Genomic DNA, 17,213 nt, shown 5'->3' with positions numbered 1-17,213 from the left:
GCGCGCCGACAAAACCGTCCAATCACGGCCGGGCCATTCGCGTTAGCTCGGGGACATCTCGAATGATGGAACAGCGGCTGATGTCCTCAGGAATCCTTCTTCTCAACCGGGCCGGCGATGCGCCGCTCGCCACGCCCTTCCGGTCGGCCGCGCTGGGCGAGAACGACCCCTTCGGCGTCGGGCGCGAGATCGCCTGGACGGGGCCTGACGCCATGGCTGCCGGCCGGGTGACTCTGGCAGGTGCCTATGAGAGCGCAGCGTTTCCGCACACCGAATTCGTCGTGGTCGTCGCCGGCCATCTGCGTCTTGCCGAGCCCGGCAAGGCCGCCCTGGAGCTTTCGCCCGGCCGCGGCGCCGTGATCGCGCGCGGAACCGTGGTGAAGGCCGAGGCCGCACCCGGCACGCGCCTTGTTTTCTGCGTTGCGACCGGCACATCCTCGGCAGCGCCCGGTCTGCAGGAGATCCTGGCGGATGCGCCGCTTTCGCCCTCCGCTGCACCGCCGGCCGAGGCGCTGGTCGGGCCGACGCCGCAATGCCGCAGCTTCAACGCCTTCACCGACGAGGCCACGCGCTTCCGGGCCGGCACCTGGGATTCGACGCCCTATCGCCGGATCTTGCGTCCGCACCGCCTCAATGAGCTGATGCATGTGGTGACGGGCAGCATCGACCTGACCGGGCCGGATGGAACCGTCACGCGTGTCGATCAAGGCGACAGCGTCTTCGTCGCCCATGGCGCGCCCTGCGCCTGGGACAGCAGCGTTCATGTCGCCAAGTTCTATGTCGTGCAGGAGGTCGCGGGCTGAGCGTGAGCGCTCGCGCCGCGATCCCTGCCATGGAGCTCGTCATGTCCGACACCGCCCCTCAAGAGGCTTTGACCCTGCGCGAGGTCGCGCTGGCCGACGCTGCTGCCGGCCAGCTTCTGTCGCAGGCTGTCGGCTGGCCGCATCGCGTCGAGGATTGGGAAATGTTGATCGGCCTCGGCCATGGCGTCGTCGCGACGCTGGGCGAGGAGATCGTGGCGACGGCGCTGTGGTGGCCCTATGGCGAGACCCATGCCACGCTCGGCTCGATCATCGTCTCGCCCGCGCAGCAGGGCGGCGGCATCGGCAAGCGCTTGATGAGCGCTTTGTTCGAGCAGACGCAGGGGCGCTCGCTGCTGCTCAATGCCACGGTGGCGGGCGAGCCGCTTTATGCCAGGAACGGCTTCGTGCCCTGGGGCGGCGTGCTCCAGTATCATGGCGTATCGCTGGCCGCCGCCTCGTCGGTGCTGCAACCCGGCGAGACGCTGCGCCTTGGCGGCCCCGATGACCTGCCGCTGTTGGAGCGGTTCGATACGCAGGCAACGGGACTGCCACGCGAGCCGGCGCTCAAGGTGCTCCTCGCTTGCGGCGAATGCATCGTGCTGGAGCGAGACGGCGAAGCTGTCGGCTTCAGTATCCTGCGCCGTTTCGGCCGGGGGCATGTCATCGGCCCGGTGGTCGCCACCAATGGCGGCGATGCGCAAACTCTGATCGCGCATTGGCTCTATGAACGACGCGGCCAGTTCCTGCGGATCGATATTCCCTTGGATACCGGGCTGGAGGATTGGCTGATGCAGAATGGCCTGAAACCTGCGGGCCCCGTGACCTCGATGGTGCGCGGCGAAAAACCGGTTCCGTCAGGGCCCGCGCAACTCTACGCGGTGATCAACCAGGCACTCGGCTGAGTCTCAGAACAGGCGGATATGATGGTGCTTCTTTCCAAATCCGACCGGCCGGACATCGTCGATGGCAGGGTCGAATACGTCACCGTGTCGGTTCTGGCGCTGCATCGCGACCTCGTGCCCTATATCGCCATGCAGCGCAGCCAGGGCTGGCAGCAGATGCGAATCCTGCCCGCTTCGAGCCGCCATGTCGGTGTCCTCGGGCTGGGTGCGCTGGGCCAGGCGGCTTGCCGCAAGCTCGCGGGCTTCGGCTTCCAGGTCGTGGGCTGGAGCGGTTCGCGCTGCGAGATCGATGGCGTCGCCTGTTCTGCCGGTCCCGACGAGATGGCGGAGTTTCTCGCCCGCAGCGAGATCCTGGTGTGCCTGCCGCCGCCGGCCGAAGAGGCGCGCATCAGACTCGATGCCGCGCTTTTTGCGAAACTGCCGCGTGGGGCGAGGCTGCTGAGCGCGGGCGGCCGCGATCATCTCGATCAGGATGCGCTGCTCGCCGCGCTCGACGATGGCCAGGTTTCGGCTGCTGTGCTCGATGTCTCCTCCGAGGAGCAGCTTCCTAAGGGCCATGCGCTCTGGAGCGATCCCCGCGTGCTGATCACCAGCCATATCACTGGCATGATCTAGCCGGCGACGCCGTGCGGCGCCGTTGCGCCCGGGGGAGCACTGCCCGGATCGGCCGATCGCCAACCGCGATTGAGAGACATCGAAGCACGATCTGCTGTCGCCGCGAGCCAATAGCGCAGGGGATATCGCCGCAGCCTATCACACCCCGCCGACAGCATGGCGGCTTGCCTCTAGCCTTGTGACGAAGCGGCGCCGGCGCCGTGAGCGAGGAAAGCGGATCCATGCAAGAGCCCGTTCTTGATTTCGGCGAAAAGCTCCCGCCCGGGATCAATCCCGGAATCCAACGTGCGCTTGTCCATATCGAGCGGAATTTCACGGATAGCGTCTATCTCGAGGACCTCGCCGTTCTCGCAGGCCTGAGCGTCTGTCGCTTCGTCACGGTGTTTCGCCGGCAGGTTGGCCTGACGCCGCATCGCTTCATCTGTCACCGGCGCATTCGCCATGCCAAGGCGCTGCTGCGCGAGGGCGTGCCGATGGCGCAGGCCGCATCCGAGGCCGGCTTCTTCGACCAAAGCCATCTCTCGCGCCATTTCAAGAGCATCTGCGGCGTGACGCCCGGGCGCTATCTGCGTGACCTGGCGCAGCCCGAGAGGCCTCGGGCTGCCCGCGGCGGCTATGTCCAGGCCGTCGCGGTCTGACGAGCCCGATCGTTCCTTCTCCAGAGCATCCACTCACCAAGGCCTATGCCCATGACCGTCAATTCGCTCGAAGCTCTCGACCGCATGCACTGGGTCCACCCGGTGGCAAACTGGGCCGGTCATGAGAAGCGCGGCGTTACCATCATGAAGTCGGCCAAGGGCGCCTTCATCACGGATACGGACGGGCATGAATTGATCGACGGCTTCGCCGGCCTCTGGTGCGTCAATGTCGGCTATGGGCATGAGAGCATCGTCGAGGCGGCCGCGGCGCAGATGCGCGAACTGCCCTATGCGACCGGCTATTTCAGTTTTGGCAGCGAGCCCACGATCAGGCTCGCGGCCAAGCTCGCCGAACTCACCCCCGGCGACCTCAACCACATCTATTTCTCGCTGGGCGGGTCGGACGCGATCGATGCTGCGCTGCGCCTGATCCAGTTCTACTACAATGTCACCGGCCGGCCGACGAAGAAGGCGATCCTCTCGCTGGAGCGCGGCTATCACGGCTCGAGCTCGACGGGCGCCGGCGTCACCGCGCTGCCGGCCTTCCATGCGAATTTCGACTTCCCCTCCCATGTCCGGCACTACGTTGCCGCTCCTTACGCCTATCGCAACCCGACCGGTTCCGACGATGCGGCGGTGATCGCGGCCAGCGTCGCCTCGCTGCGCGCCAAGGTCGAGGAGCTCGGGGCGGACAATGTCGCGGCCTTCTTCTGCGAGCCGGTCGTAGGCTCCGGCGGCGTCATCGTGCCGCCGAAGGGTTGGCTCAAGGCGATGCGCGACACGGCGGCCGAACTCGACATCCTCTTCCTGGCCGACGAGGTCATCACCGGCTTCGGCCGCACCGGTCCGATGTTCGCCTGCGAGGGCGAGGGCGTGGTGCCCGACATGATGACGATGGCGAAGGGGCTGACTTCAGGCTATGCGCCGCTGGGTGCGCTCGCGATCGGCGAGAAGATTTACAACGGCATCAAGGATAATGCCCCCGACGGTGGGCCGGTCGGCCATGGCCAGACCTATTCCGGCCATCCCGTTTCGGCCGCCGTCGCGCTCGAGGTGCTGCGGCTCTATGACGAAGGCGGCATCCTCGCCAATGGCCAGCGTGTCGGCGCTTATTTCGAAAAGAAGCTGGCAACGCTCGCCGATCATCCCCTCGTCGGCGAGGTCCGGGCGCGCGGCCTGCTCGCCGGCATCGAGCTCGTCGCGGACAAGGCGAGCAAGGAGAAATTCTCCCGCGCAGCCAGGCTGCCGGAGCATCTCTTCGCGCGCGGTTACGCTAACGGTGTGATCTTCCGGGCCTTCGGCGACGACATCATCGGGCTCGCTCCGCCGCTATGCTGCAACGAGAGCGAGATCGACCTGATCGTCGCGCGCCTGCGCCAGACGCTCGACGACATGCTCGCCATTCCCGAGGTCAAGGCGGAGCTGCGCTGAGCGCGGCGATGCCGGCATGATCCTCGCTTTGCCGTGGCCAGCCGAACCGTCTACGCTCGCCCGGCCGGCGAGACGAGAATGTCCGGCTTGAGGAGCGTGATGGTGAGGCTTTCGTCGTGACACCAGGCGTGCGGCTCGACCGCATCGACATGAAGATTCTGGTCGAGCTCCAGAACAATGGCCGGATGACCAATGTCACCCTGGCCGATGCGGTGGGCTTGTCGCCAAGCCCCTGCCTGCTGCGGGTGAAGCGGCTGGAACAGGCCGGTTTCATTTCCGGCTATGGCGCGACGATCAACCTGCAGAAGCTCGGCGAGACCATCACGGTTTTCACCGAGATCACGCTGGCCGACCATACCAAGGAGTATTTCATCCGCTTCGAGACCGCGCTGCGGCGGGTCGACGAGGTGGTGGAATGCCATCTGGTCAGCGGCGGCTATGACTATCTGGTCAAGTTCGTGACGCGCGGGCTGACGCATTACCAGTCGCTGATCGAGACGCTGCTCGACCGGAATCTCGGCATCTCGAAATATTTCAGCTACATCGTCATCAAGACGCCGATCCAGAAATCGGGTTATCCGCTGCCGGTGCTGTTCGAAGTCTGATCGCGAGAGCGTTTTCGAGCGATCAGAAATTGCTCTAGGTCAGCCCAAGGCCTGGTTGACCAGCCCGAAGGTGCGTGCCGCGCCCTGCGCCCCGTGATTGCGGCCGCGGATCATCGTCGTCACGCTGTCGAAAATCGTCATGCCGCTGGCTTCGAGGAAGCCGCCGAACAAGCCTTGCTCCTGGGCGGTGTCGACGCGCAGGAAGGCGTCTTCATGCGCGGCGACATGCGGCCTCGTCAGTGCGATCGCCATCGCGTCGTCCTCGGCGACGATCGGCCCGACGACATGGCCGCGGCCGAAGCGCCGGCACAGCGCGAAGCCGACCGCTTCGCCATTGCGCTCGACGATCGTCCCGGCCGACTGCGCCATCAAAGCCGCGATCACCCGCGTCCGGTCTGCGCCATAGGCCATGCTATCCAGCCGGGCGATCGCGTCGCGGTCAGCTGCGACGATGTCGCGCACTGCGATGCCATCCTCAGCCGCGGGGGCCGCAAGCCGGGCCCGACCCTGATGCTGGAAGACGCGGCCGACCGGTTCGAAGCCGAGCGAGCGATAGAGCCGATAGCCGGCCCGTGTCGAATTGAGACGCAGATCGCGCGCGCCTGACTGCTCGAAGATCGTGTCCATCAGGCGCCGCCCCGCACCCTGCGCCTGCAGCCTGGGCGAGGTAATGACCATGCCGCAGGTGGCGAAATGCTCGCCGAAGGGCCACCACATCGCCGAGCCGAGCGCGCGTCCGATCCCGTCGCAGGCGACGAAGCCGTGCCCGACCTCGAGCACCAGCCGCCAATCCTCGGGGCGGTGCGGCCAGCCGACGCCGATCGAGAGCTGATGCGCCTGCACCAGATCGGCCTCGGTCATCGCCCGGATATCGATGTCGTAGTCGAGTTTGCGCTTGGCCGTTCTGTAAACCACCGCTGCTGGCCTCGTGCGAAATGGAACGCAAGTATAGGTCCGTCGGGAGCATTCGAGAATAGTAAAATTCATACAATACAGAGGCTTAACTTGGTGCAAGCTGAGGCGGCGGGGCTGGATCTGATCCAGGGTCGACATTTGCCCTGAATTGGCTCGATACGCTTCACGGACCCTGATAGCTCATGCCGACGCGCGGACCCGTATGCTCATGAAACTGGAACCCTATTGGCTCGATTCGGCGCCGCGTTTCGATGCGGATATGGCTGGACCTCTTGCCGGCAAGGTCGATGTCGCCGTTGTCGGCGGCGGTTTCACCGGCCTGTCGGCGGCGCTGGCGCTGGCAAAATCCGGCGCGACCGTGGCTGTCTTGGAAGCGGGCCGCGTCATTGGCGAGGCGTCGGGCCGCAATGGCGGGCATTGCAACAACGGTACGGCGCATGATCTCGCAGGCCTCGCCGCCAGCCTCGGGCTCGAACGTGCGAGCGCGCTCTACCGCGCTTTCGACACCGCCGTCGATCAGGTCGAGGCGCTGGTCGCGGAGGAGGCGATCGATTGCGATTTCCGTCGCACCGGCAAGATCAAGCTTGCCGCCAAGCCCGGGCATTTCGCCAAGCTCGAAAAAAGCGCCGAATTGCTGCAGCGCACGGTCGAGCCCGATCTCGTCATCGTGCGGCCGGAAGAGACCAGGACCGAGATCGGCTCGGACGGCTTCTATGGCGGCCTCGTCTTCCCGCGCGGTGCCCATATGCATATGGGCCGCTTCGGCGTGGGCCTTGCGAATGCGGCGGCGCGGCGCGGCGCCGGCATCTTCGAGAATGCCCGCGTGACCGGCCTTCACCGCTTGAACGGCAACGCGCATCGGGTCGTGACGACGCGCGGCGAGATCGAGGCCGGGCAGGTTCTGCTGGCGACCGGCGCGTCCCGAGAGGGCCCCTTCGCCTGGCTGCGGCGGCGTATCGTTCCGGTCGGCAGCTTCATCATCGCGACCGAGCCGCTCTCGGACAATCTCGCAGCCTCGATCATGCCGACGCGGCGCACCGCGACGACGACCAAGAATATCGGCAATTACTTTCGCCTGACGCCCGACAACCGGCTGATCTTCGGTGGGCGGGCCCGCTTTGCGCTGTCGAGCCCGAAATCGGACGCCAAGAGCGGCGCGATCCTCCAGGCGCGGATGCTCGAGCTCTTCCCCCAGCTCGCCGGCACACGCATCGATTATTGCTGGGGCGGGCTGGTCGACATGACCTCGGACCGCCTGCCGCGCGCTGGTGAGCGCGACGGTCTGTTCTACGCGCTGGGCTATAGCGGCCATGGCACCCAGATGTCGGTGCATATGGGGCAGATCATGGCCCGCGTCATGGGCGGCGACGCCGAGGCGAACCCGCTGGCCGGGCTCGACTGGCCGGCCGTACCCGGTCATTTCGGCCCGCCCTGGTTCCTGCCCTTCGTTGGCGCCTATTACCGCTATCAGGACTGGCGCCACTGAGCCTGTCCCGAAACTCTACTCCGGCGGCCGCCTGACGCAGCTTTCTGCGCTTCCGGTGCTCACGGACATGAAGTCCGCTGCGCTCCGGTTCTTGAAATCCGCGCCAGCCGACTCACCGGAGCGAGTTTCGGAACAGTCTCTATGGGGTAGAGCGTCCTGCGCTCGTTACGCGGCCTTCTTCTGCCCGCTCATCGCCAGCAGCACGAGCACGAAGGAGGCTGCCGTCAGCAAGGTCGAGATCGAGGCGATGGTCGGGTCGATCTCGTCGCGCAGCGCGGTGAACATCCGCCGCGTCAGCGTCTGATACTGCCCGCCGGAGACGAAGAGCGAGATGATCGTCTCGTCGATCGCCGAGATGAAGGCGAAGATGCCGCCGGCGAAGACGCTGGCCTTGATCTGCGGCAGCGTCACGGTGAGGAAGGCGCGCAGGCGGTTCATGCCGAGGCTGCGCGCCACCATCTCCTGCGCCGGATCGAAGCTCTGCAGCCCGGCGACCACAGAGGTGATGACATAGGGCAGGCCGAGCATGACATTGGCGAGAACGAGCCCGGGCAGCGTCGCGATCAGGCCGACCTTCGCATAGACGAAGAAGATGCCGATCGCGATGATGATGATCGGCACGATCAGCGGCAGCATCAGCACCATGTGAAACGAGCGCATCAGCCGGCTTTGCGAGTTGCTGATGGCATAGGCGGCGGCCACGCCCAGCGGCGTCGCGAGCGCGACCGTCAGCGCCGCGATCGTCAGGCTCACCCTGGTCGCCTGCATCCAGGCCGGGTTGCCGAAATACTCCTCATACCAGCGCAGCGAGAAGGACGGCGGCGGGAAGGTCAGGAAGCGCGTGCCGGAGAACGACATCGGCACGATGATCGCGAGCGGCACGATCAGATAGGCCAGCACCAGCCCGACGAAGAGGCCGAAGACGAGACGCGGGAGGAGGGGATGTTTCATTTCTGCCCCAGCATCTTGTCGAGCGGGATGATGCGTCCGACCAACATGAAGATCGCCAGCACGCAGACGAGCAGCACGACGCCGATCGCGCTCGCCGCGCCCCATTGATTGTAGAGCTCGACATTCCGGCTCACGACCATCGAGATCATGATCGTCCGGCCGCCGCCGAGCAGCTCCGGCGTGATGTAGAAGCCGAGCGTCAGCACGAAGACCAGCGTCAGCCCGGCGACGACGCCAGGCAGGGACAAGGGCAGGAACACGCGCAGGAAGGTGTGGAGCGGCCCGCCGCCGAGGCTGGCGCCAGCCAGCATCAGGTCGCGCGGGATCTTCTGCATGGTCGAGTAGAGCGGCAGCACCATGAAGGGCAGCAGGATGTGGACGGTCGCGATCACCGTGCCGAGCTCGTTATGCACCAGCGCCAGCGGGTCGCTGATCAATCCGAACCGTTCGAGCACCTGATTGGCCACGCCCGTGCGCTGCAGCAGCACGAGCCAGGCATAGGCGCGCACCAGGACGCTGGTCCAGAATGGCAGGATCACGAAGGACAGGATCAGCATGTCCCAGGGGCGCCTGGCATGGGCGGCGGCATAGGCGACGGGATAGCCGAGGATGAGCGTCAGCACCGTGACCGTGAAGGCGATGCGGAAGGTCAGCAGGAAGCTGCGCCAATAGATGTCCTCGCTGAAGATGCGCTTGTAGTGCTCCAGCGTGAAGCCGCCATCGTAGAAGGACTGGCCCATCAGCCAGCCCACGGGCAGCACGACGAGCGCCACGATCACGATCACGGCCGGCGAGGCGAGCAGGAGCATCAGCCCCTGTTCGCGGCGCTGGTAGCGGAGGGATGGGTCGATGGCGCTCATCTCGTCTCTCCCGTCATGCTCGGGCTCACCCCGAGCATCTCCTGCAAGCGGTTCTCGGGTCCGCGCGAGCGCGGCCCGAGAATGACGCTACGGGGCTTGGCTCACTTCTGGGTGAAGGCGAGCCAGCGCTTTTCCGCCGCTTCGCCGTCAGCCGAGGTCCACCAGGCATAGGACATCAACGCCTGGGCCTTGGCGTTCGCCGGCGCGCTCGGCAGTTCCGCGACGCGCGCGGCCGGGATCACGCCGGTGTCATAGGCTTTCGGGTTGGCCGGGCCGTAATCGATCTGCATCGGCAGATTGGCCTGGTGCACCGGGTCGACCGCCTCGTTCAGGAACTTGATCGCGGTCGGCAGGTTCGGCGCGCCCTTGAGCACGCAGAGCGAGGTGCTCTGCAGGATGCCCTGGTTATAGGTGTAGGTGACCTTGGCGCCTTCCTTGACCAGCGCGCTGATACGGCCGTTCCAGGCCATCACCATGTCGACCTCGCCATCATTGAGGAGCTGGGCCGACTGTGCGCCCGAGGTCCACCAGACGGTGATGTTGGGCTTGATCTCCTCGAGCTTCTTGAAGGCGCGGTCGACATCGAGCGGGTAGAGCTTGTCGGGCGCGACGCCGTCGGCCATCAGCGCGGCTTCGAGCGTGGCGAGCGGGTGGTTGCGCAGCGAGCGCCGGCCGGGGAACTTCTTCACATCCCAGAAATCGGCCCAGGTCTTGGGCGCGGTGGCCGCGTCCGGGAATTTCTTCAGGCTGTAGCCCATCACGCTGGAATAGAACTCGTAGGCGATCGAATAATCGCTGCGATACTCCGCCGGCATCGCCGCCGCGTTCGGAATCTTGCTGAAGTCGAGCTTCTCGACGATGCCCTGCTCGCCGCCGCGCAGGCAGAAATTGGTGGCGACGTCGACGACGTCCCAGGTCGGCTTACCCGTGGCGACCTGCGAGCGCATGATCGGCCAGGCGTCGGGCACGCTGTCCTGGTTGATGGTGATGCCGAGCTTCTTGGCGGCAGGGTCGAGGATCGCGATCGTCTGCGCCTTCTGATAGGCGCCGCCCTGCGAGACGAAGAGCATCTGCTCGGCGGCGGATGCCGGGACCGCGCTCATCAGCGCCATGGCGAGACCTGCGACGGTGCAGGCAAGCCGGGTGTTCAGGCGTCGTTTGGCCAAATCGTGCTTAAGCATGTCTAGTCCCCTGTTTTTGGATCGGATCTTCGAGCTACCGTCCGATCGCGTCTAGAAACTGATACCAGCCGGCGACCATGCGGACGGCCGGTTCTCGAAGCGGGTAGAAGGGCACGCGCCGCATCCGGGCGGCGTCGAGCAGCCCGAGATCGGGCGCCTCGCCACGCGCGTAGGCGGCAAGGTAGCGCCCCATCAGGCTCGACATCGCGACGCCTGCGCCATTGTAGCCCATGGCGAACAGCACGCGGTCGTCGAGACGCCCGACATGGGGCACCGAGTCGAGCGTCATCGCGACCAGCCCGGACCAGCGATAGGCCAGGGGCACCTCCGAAAGCTGCGGGAAGATGCCGGTCATCGCCTTGTGCAAGGCACGGAAGGCGGCCGGCGAATCCTTCTTCCCGAAGGCGCCGCGTCCGCCAAAAATCACCCGGTCGTCGACCATGCGGAACCAGCGCATCATCCGCTTGGTCTCGGTATAGGTCCGCCGCGTCGGCATCACGCTCGCCGCCAGATTGGGCGAGAGGGTGTCCGTCGCGATGATGGCGCTGCGGAACGGGATCAGCGTGGTGCGGAACGCGGCCGTCGCCGGGGTCAGGTCGGAATAGCTGTTGGTGGCGATGATCGCCTGCCGCGCCCGGACGATCCCGCTCGGCGTCTCGACCAGCACGCCGCTGCCCTCGCGCCGCAGCCGCAAGGCCGGCGTCTCCGCATGGATCGCGATGCCGCGTTTGGCGACGCCCCTGGCGAGGCCATGCAGGTAGTTCAGCGGGTGGATGCCACCGGAGCCGGCATTGAGCACGCCGCCGACGAAGCCGTCCGAGCCGGTCTCCTCACGCACCTGATCGGCGCTGAGCACCGACATGGTGGTGTCGCCGAGTTCGGCCTTCAGCCATTGCGCCTCGGTGATGGCGTAGGTCAGGGTCTCATGGTTATGCGCCGCCTTGACCTGGCCCGAGCGCGTCAGGGCCGCATTCTCGATGCCGAATTCATCGACGAGCTCCGAGACGATATCGGTCGCCTCGAGCGCGATATCGTACATGCGCCGAGCCATGTCCCGGCCATAAGCGGCGGCAATGGCGGGGAAGGAGATGCGGAACTTCGCGGTGATGACGCCGCCATTGCGCCCGCTTGCGCCCCAGCCGGGATGGTTGGCCTCCAGCACGATCGGCTGGAGACCGCTCTGTGCCAGGTGATGCGCCGCCGACAGCCCGGTATAGCCCGCGCCGATGATGACGACATCGGCCTGCGCGTCGCCCTGCAGAGGCGGCAGGTCGCACAATGGCGCGGCCGTCGCCTGCCAGAGCGACGGCGCGGGATCGAGGGCTTGCCAGGGCGCTCCGCTGGACACCGGCGCTTATGCCTTCTCGGCCTCGACCGCGTTGGCGAGCGCCGCCAGGGTCGGGAAGTGGTAGTCGGGCCTGGTCAGCTCCGGCACGGCCGGCGTGCCGCCGAAGCCCTTCTGGCCCTGGCGCCGCTCGATCCAGCAGGTCTTGTAGCCGAGCGATTTCGCCACGCCGATGTCGTGATACTGGCTCTGGGCGACGTGCAGAATCTCTTCCTGCTTGTAGCCGAAGGCCGATTGGCGGCCGCGGTTGAAGGCGAAGAACAGCGGATCGGGCTTGGGGTGGAGCGCCTCGTCGGCGGTGACGCTGTCGTGGAACGGGTTGCCGAGCGTGTGCGAATAGAAGGTGAAGGTCGAGCGGTCGGCATTGGTCATCGCGACCAGCCGGTAGTGCTTGCGCAGCCGCGCCAGCGCCTGGACGGAATCCGGGAAGGCCGGATGCTGCAAAATGGCGTACTGGAAAGAGTCGGCGGAGGCCTCGTCGGCGGGCAGGCCGAGTTCCTTGGCAAGGTGGATGTAGACCAGCTTCATCACCTCGCTGGAGCGCTCGTAATTGAGCTCGCGCCCCCTGAGATAGGGCGCGAAGATCTCGTCGTCGCTCAGCTTCGCCGCCGCTGGCCCGCCGATGCGGCGCACGGCATTGAGAACGCCGCTTTCGAAGTCGATCAGCGTGCCGACGACATCGAATGTGAGAACCTTGAAATCGCTGAGCGCCATGGCGTCGTCTTCTCTTGGACAGTTGGAAGGAACGGGCTCGATCAGCCGTCCGTTTTCGGGACGATGATCGTGTCTTGCGGGTGCAGGCTGACCGCGAGCCGCTCGCCGATCGGCGGGATGCGGCGGGCGGCCTCGTAGTGGCTGGGCTGGCGCAGGCTCAAGGAGGCGCCGTCATCGAGCGCCAGGAAGACGCGCAGGCTCTCGCCCTGGAAGACGACATCGGTCACGCGGGCCGAGAAGCGGTTGCGCTCGGGCGCGCCGGTGCCGTCCTCGATCAGCAGCTTCTCGGTCTGGATCGCCAGCACGAGATCGCCCGTAGGCGCGATCGGGCGGCTGGTCTTGAGCACTGCGCCGGCGAGCGCGACGCTCGAGGCATCGATCCGCTTGACCGGCAGCAGGGTCGCCTCGCCGATGAAACTCGCCACGAAGGCGTTGGCCGGGTGGTCGTGCAGGCGGGCCGGCGCATCGATCTGGACGAGCTTGCCGTCCTTCAGGATGGCGACACGGTCGCTCATCGTCAGCGCCTCGCGCTGGTCATGCGTGACATAGATGATGGTGGCGCCGAGCCGCTTGTGGAGCTGGCGCAGTTCGATCTGCATGGTCTCGCGCAATTGCTTGTCGAGCGCCGACAAGGGCTCGTCCATCAGGATCAGGCGCGGCTCGAAGATCATGGCGCGGGCGAGCGCGACGCGCTGGCGCTGGCCGCCCGAGAGCTGGGCGATGCCGCGCTCCTCGTAGCCGGCGAGGTCGACCATCGCGAGCGCGCCCTTGACGCGCTCGGCATAGGTCGATTTCGGCAAGCGCCGTGCCCGCAGGGGAAAGGCGACGTTCTCGCCGACGCTCATATGCGGAAACAGCGCGTAATTCTGGAAGACGATGCCGATGTCGCGCTTATGCGGCGGGGTGAAGGTGACGTCGCGCCCGCCGAAATGGATCGAGCCGCCCGAAGGCTGGATGAAGCCGCCGAGGATGCCGAGCAGAGTGGTCTTGCCCGAGCCGGAAGGGCCGAGCAACGAGACGAATTCATGGGGCGCGACATCGAGCGACACGTCGTCGAGCGCCCGCACCGACCCGTAGATCTTGCTTGCGGACCGGATTTCGACGCGCTCGCCGCCCAACTCTGCCATTTCGAACTCTCCCGTCATGAATACAGCGGTTGCTGGCGCGAACGGACAAGGACCGATTTCAGGCCACGCCATAAGGAGGGCTTATGACCTGGTGGTGCCTTCCGGAGCATGCCATCTAGCGGTGCGGGTCTCTGTGAACCCGTCGCCGCAAGCTGCATTCGACCCGATCATGAAAGGGTTTTCGGCGGGAGACGGCAATTGCCAAATAATCAGGAAGATCATAACTTCATGTAATGTCTGACTTGCGCCGCATGGTGTCGTCTAGCAATGCGCTCTTCGTGTTCGAGGCGGCGGCCCGCGGCGGCAGCTTCACGCGCGCCGCGGATGAGTTGAACGTCACCCAGCCGGCTGTGAGCCGCATGCTGGCGCGCTTCGAAAGTTATCTCGGCGTCCGGCTGTTCGAGCGTGGCGGTAAGGGCGCGGTCCTGACGCCGGAAGGGGAGACGCTGTACCGGCGCGTCTCCGACGGCTTCCGCAGCATCGAGGCGGGATTGCGCGAGATCGAGCAATTGCGTGCGGGCAAGGAGACGGTGACGCTTTCGGTCTCCTCGGCCTTCACCACGCATTGGCTGATGCCGCGCATGGACCGCTTCCAGCGGCGTTTTCCGGCCGCCGATCTGCGTTTCCAGATGATCGCCGGGTCGTTGCGCGGCCCGGTCGAGAATGTCGATCTCGGCATGCGCTTCGCAGCAGCCGACGAGGTCGTCCAGCCGGGTTCATTCGTCATCCGCGAAGTCATGCTGCCGGTGTGCAGTCCAGGTTATTGCCGGCCGGGATCGGCCGGGCCGGGCTCTGCCGAGGACGGCAACACCATTATCCACTTGACCGACAGTTCGTTGGACTGGCCGAGCCAGTACCCGCCCTTCGCCACCGGCCGCTCCGGCCCGGTCAAGACGCTGAGCTTCTCCGATTATGCGGTGGTCGTGCAGGCGGCGCTGCTCGGGCAGGGCATCGCCTTCGGCTGGAGCACGGTCGTCTCGCATGCGCTGATCTCGGGCGCGCTGACACCTGCGTCCGACCGGCTGACAGCGGGAGCCCGTGTCTGCGTGCTGGTCACGCCGCCCAACCGTCCGGCCCGGCCGATCGTGAAGGAGATCCGCGACTGGATCATCGCCGAGCTGCGCGCCGAGATCGAGGCGATCGACAAGCTTCACCCTGCCCTTGGCCTGCTGCGCGCGAGCTATTAGCCAGTCATGATCCTACGCCCCGTTCCAGGGAGACTTCGAGGCACTGTCCTCATGAGATCATACGCGGGGAACCCGTCTCCCGGATGGGAGAAGGGCAGGGATGAGGGCCTGCCGCTGATTATTGAGGCGCAACGGAGGCGCAGCGCCTTCTACTGAAAGGGCACACCCTCACCCTGCCCTCTCCCATCCGGGAGAGGGTTCCCCGCATCTAGCTTGGCAAGGAAAGGCTCATGGCACGAGATGCTCGCCACGAGCCCGAGCATAACGGATGAGGGAAGGACGGCGCGGCGTGACGCTGCGCCTCACACCCCGATATCGATCAGTACCGTCTTGTGCCGCAGATTGGCCTCGACAGCCTGCCGGCCGAGATCCTTGCCGATGCCGGAGCTTTTGTAGCCGCCGGTCGGCAGGATGAAGTCGAGCGTGCGGCTATAGCGGTTGATCCAGACCGTGCCGGCCTTGAGCTGGCGCACGGCCCGCAGGCCCCGGCCGAGATCGGCGGTGTAGACGCCGGCCGCCAGCCCATATTCGGGATGGTCGGCGAGCGCGAAACCCTCTTCCTCCGTCTCGAAGCTCTGGATGGTGAGCACCGGGCCGAAGATTTCCTCTCGCACGGCGGCATTCTCGGTCGTGACGCCCGCGAGCAGGGTCGGCTGGTAGAACGCGCCGCCATGCCCCTCGATCCGGCTGCCGCCCAGCAGCAATTCGGCGCCTTGCTCACGGCTGCGCGCCAGGATGGTGTCGATCCGGCGCGCCTGCAATTCCGAGATGATCGGCGCGAAGCCGGTCGAGGATTTCCAGGTCGGTCCGGGTGCCACGCGTGCGAGCCGGCCTTTCAATGCCGCCACCAGCGCGTCAGCGACCTGCCGCTGCACGATCAGGCGCGAGCCTGCGACGCAGGCCTGCCCGGCATTGGCGAGCAATGAGCCGGCTATGCAGTCGGCCGCTTTATCGAGATCGGCATCGGCGAAGACGAGCTGCGGGCTCTTGCCGCCGAGCTCCAGCGTCACCGGCTTGATGCCGCTTTCGGCCGCGGCCTTCATGATCGCGATGCCGGTGCGGGTCGAGCCGGTGAAGGAGAGCTTTGCGATGCCGGGATGGCGGCTCAGCGCATCGCCGGTGACCGCTCCCGTGCCCTGCACGACATTGAAGATGCCGGCGGGAATACCGGCCTCAACGGCGAGTTGCGCCAGCCGTACGGTCGAGAACGGTGTCAGCTCGGAGGGCTTCAGCACGATGGCGTTGCCCGCCGCCAGTGCCGGGCCGGCCTTCCAGGACGCCATGCTGAGGGGGAAATTCCACGGCGTGATCGCGCCGACGACGCCATAGGGCTCGGAGACGATCATGCCGAAATGGTCGGTTCGCGTCGCCGCGACCTCGCCGCCGAGCTTGTCGGCATATTCGGAGAAGAAGCGGATGCCTTCCGCCGTGCCCATCACGTCGCCGGTCACGGCCTGGGCGATCGGCCGGGTCGAGCCCAGCGCCTCCAGCTGCCCCAGCTCCTCGGCCTTCGCCTCGATCAATTCGGCCCAGCGCTGCATGGCGCGCGCCCGCTCGCGCGGCGGCCGCGTCGCCCAGCCGCTGCGCTTCACCGCCTCGGTCGCGTCCTTGACCGCGCGATCGACCGTCTCGACCGACGCGATTGGCAATTCGGCATAATCTGCCGCGTCGGACGGTCTTGCGACGGTCAATCGCTCGCCAGGCTCATCGACGACGGCGCCGGCGATGAAATGGCCCTTGGCGAAGGCGACGCTGTCGGGATTGAAATCGCGCATGCGCGTCAAAGCCCAAGCAGGCCGGGGAGTTGCTCGATGCTCTTGATCTCGCGATAGCCGTAGAAATCGATGCCCGGCTCATGGCCGCGATTCACGAAGACACGCTGGCCGATCTTCATGTCGTAGGCGGTCATCAGATCGTAGCGCAGGCTCGACGAACAATGCATGACATCGGCCGGCCCGCAGCCCAGCATGTCGAACATGTATTCGAAAGCCCGCTGCAGCGGCTTGTAGGCTTGCGCCTCCTGCGCCGTATAGGCGGCATGGAAGGGCGCGCCGAGCTTGGCCATGGAATGAGGGATAAGGTCCGTCATCGAATTCGAGAGGACGACGAGCGGGATGTCCTTGGCGACCTTGGCGAGGCCCGCGGGCACGTCGGGATGCGGAATCCAGCTCGGAATCTCGTCATAGATCCGCTGGGCATCGGCTGGGTCGAACGTCACGTTCCAGGCCTTGCAGCTGCGCTCGACCGCGTTGTGGACGACTTCGTCGAACGGCTTCCAGGCGCCCAGGACCTCGTCGAGACGATAGCCTCGGAAACTCTCGTAGAACCCGTCCATCACTTCGGGCGTCAGCCTGGAGCTGTAGACCCGCCGTGCGGCCGGCCCCATCTGGAAATCGATCAGCGTGCCGTAGCAGTCGAAGGTGATGAATTTCGGCCGAGCGGTGCTCATTGCG

General features: G+C 66.0%; 17 protein-coding genes. 8 read left to right on the top strand and 9 right to left on the bottom strand.

The window, feature by feature from the left end:
- Positions 1–80: 80 nt before the first annotated feature.
- The 6 genes from RMR04_RS28340 to RMR04_RS28315 all read left to right on the top strand — a co-directional run bounded on the left by RMR04_RS28340 (position 81) and on the right by RMR04_RS28315 (position 4,994).
- Positions 81–803, top strand: a complete 723-nt coding sequence (locus RMR04_RS28340; RefSeq protein ID WP_311911850.1) for a cupin domain-containing protein — start codon at positions 81–83, stop codon at positions 801–803.
- 41 nt (positions 804–844) lie between these two features.
- Positions 845–1,705 (top strand): GNAT family N-acetyltransferase, encoded by an 861-nt coding sequence (locus RMR04_RS28335; protein WP_311911849.1) that lies wholly within the window; start codon positions 845–847, stop codon positions 1,703–1,705.
- 21 nt (positions 1,706–1,726) lie between these two features.
- Positions 1,727–2,320, top strand: a complete 594-nt coding sequence (locus RMR04_RS28330) for an NAD(P)-dependent oxidoreductase (RefSeq protein WP_311911848.1) — start codon at positions 1,727–1,729, stop codon at positions 2,318–2,320.
- Between the two features lie 221 nt (positions 2,321–2,541).
- A complete protein-coding gene (locus RMR04_RS28325; protein WP_311911847.1) occupies positions 2,542–2,958 on the top strand; it encodes a helix-turn-helix transcriptional regulator in 417 nt (138 codons plus the stop codon).
- 51 nt (positions 2,959–3,009) lie between these two features.
- A complete protein-coding gene (locus tag RMR04_RS28320) occupies positions 3,010–4,389 on the top strand; it encodes an aminotransferase class III-fold pyridoxal phosphate-dependent enzyme (RefSeq protein WP_311911846.1) in 1,380 nt (459 codons plus the stop codon).
- A 149-nt stretch (positions 4,390–4,538) separates the two neighbouring features.
- On the top strand, positions 4,539–4,994 hold the full coding sequence (locus RMR04_RS28315) for an Lrp/AsnC family transcriptional regulator (RefSeq protein WP_410492298.1): 456 nt from the start codon (positions 4,539–4,541) through the stop codon (positions 4,992–4,994).
- A 39-nt stretch (positions 4,995–5,033) separates the two neighbouring features.
- Here RMR04_RS28315 and RMR04_RS28310 read toward each other — a convergent pair whose 3' ends face one another.
- Positions 5,034–5,909: a GNAT family N-acetyltransferase gene (locus tag RMR04_RS28310; protein WP_311911845.1), complete on the bottom strand. Its 876-nt coding sequence runs from the start codon at positions 5,907–5,909 to the stop codon at positions 5,034–5,036.
- A 208-nt stretch (positions 5,910–6,117) separates the two neighbouring features.
- Here RMR04_RS28310 and RMR04_RS28305 point away from each other — a divergent pair, with 208 nt between their 5' ends.
- Positions 6,118–7,395, top strand: a complete 1,278-nt coding sequence (locus RMR04_RS28305) for an NAD(P)/FAD-dependent oxidoreductase (RefSeq protein ID WP_311911844.1) — start codon at positions 6,118–6,120, stop codon at positions 7,393–7,395.
- A gap of 165 nt (positions 7,396–7,560) precedes the next feature.
- On the opposite strand, the gene RMR04_RS28300 is transcribed toward RMR04_RS28305, so the two are convergent.
- The 6 genes from RMR04_RS28300 to RMR04_RS28275 form a co-directional block, all read right to left on the bottom strand.
- Positions 7,561–8,346, bottom strand: coding sequence for an ABC transporter permease (locus RMR04_RS28300; RefSeq protein WP_311911843.1), 786 nt, complete (start codon positions 8,344–8,346; stop codon positions 7,561–7,563).
- Positions 8,343–9,206, bottom strand: a complete 864-nt coding sequence (locus RMR04_RS28295) for an ABC transporter permease (RefSeq protein WP_311911842.1) — start codon at positions 9,204–9,206, stop codon at positions 8,343–8,345. Before RMR04_RS28295 ends, RMR04_RS28300 begins: the two co-directional genes overlap by 4 nt.
- 101 nt (positions 9,207–9,307) lie before the next feature.
- Positions 9,308–10,318 (bottom strand): ABC transporter substrate-binding protein, encoded by a 1,011-nt coding sequence (locus RMR04_RS28290; protein WP_311915972.1) that lies wholly within the window; start codon positions 10,316–10,318, stop codon positions 9,308–9,310.
- 103 nt (positions 10,319–10,421) lie between these two features.
- A complete protein-coding gene (locus tag RMR04_RS28285) occupies positions 10,422–11,735 on the bottom strand; it encodes an NAD(P)/FAD-dependent oxidoreductase (RefSeq protein ID WP_311911841.1) in 1,314 nt (437 codons plus the stop codon).
- A 6-nt stretch (positions 11,736–11,741) separates the two neighbouring features.
- Positions 11,742–12,446 (bottom strand): HAD-IA family hydrolase, encoded by a 705-nt coding sequence (locus tag RMR04_RS28280; protein WP_311911840.1) that lies wholly within the window; start codon positions 12,444–12,446, stop codon positions 11,742–11,744.
- Between the two features lie 41 nt (positions 12,447–12,487).
- Positions 12,488–13,573, bottom strand: a complete 1,086-nt coding sequence (locus tag RMR04_RS28275) for an ABC transporter ATP-binding protein (RefSeq protein ID WP_311911839.1) — start codon at positions 13,571–13,573, stop codon at positions 12,488–12,490.
- 233 nt (positions 13,574–13,806) lie between these two features.
- On the opposite strand from RMR04_RS28275, the gene RMR04_RS28270 reads away from it, so the two are divergent.
- Positions 13,807–14,760 carry a LysR family transcriptional regulator gene (locus RMR04_RS28270; protein ID WP_311911838.1) on the top strand — a complete coding sequence of 318 codons (954 nt, stop codon included), beginning with the start codon at positions 13,807–13,809 and terminating at the stop codon, positions 14,758–14,760.
- 302 nt (positions 14,761–15,062) lie between these two features.
- Here the strand turns inward: RMR04_RS28270 and RMR04_RS28265 are convergent, their stop codons facing one another.
- Together RMR04_RS28265 and RMR04_RS28260 are read right to left on the bottom strand one after the other, a co-directional pair.
- The gene (locus RMR04_RS28265) at positions 15,063–16,535 is read right to left on the bottom strand and encodes an aldehyde dehydrogenase family protein (protein WP_311911837.1); all 1,473 of its coding nucleotides are present in this window, start codon (positions 16,533–16,535) and stop codon (positions 15,063–15,065) included.
- A 5-nt stretch (positions 16,536–16,540) separates the two neighbouring features.
- Positions 16,541–17,209, bottom strand: coding sequence for a haloacid dehalogenase type II (locus RMR04_RS28260; protein ID WP_311911836.1), 669 nt, complete (start codon positions 17,207–17,209; stop codon positions 16,541–16,543).
- Between the last annotated feature and the right edge of the window lie 4 nt (positions 17,210–17,213).

It is taken from the genome of Bosea sp. 685 (genome assembly GCF_031884435.1).
Taxonomy (GTDB): Bacteria; Pseudomonadota; Alphaproteobacteria; order Rhizobiales; family Beijerinckiaceae; genus Allobosea.
The sequence above is the reverse complement of the archived record's forward strand: the minus strand, read 5'-3'. Positions and strand labels throughout refer to the sequence as shown.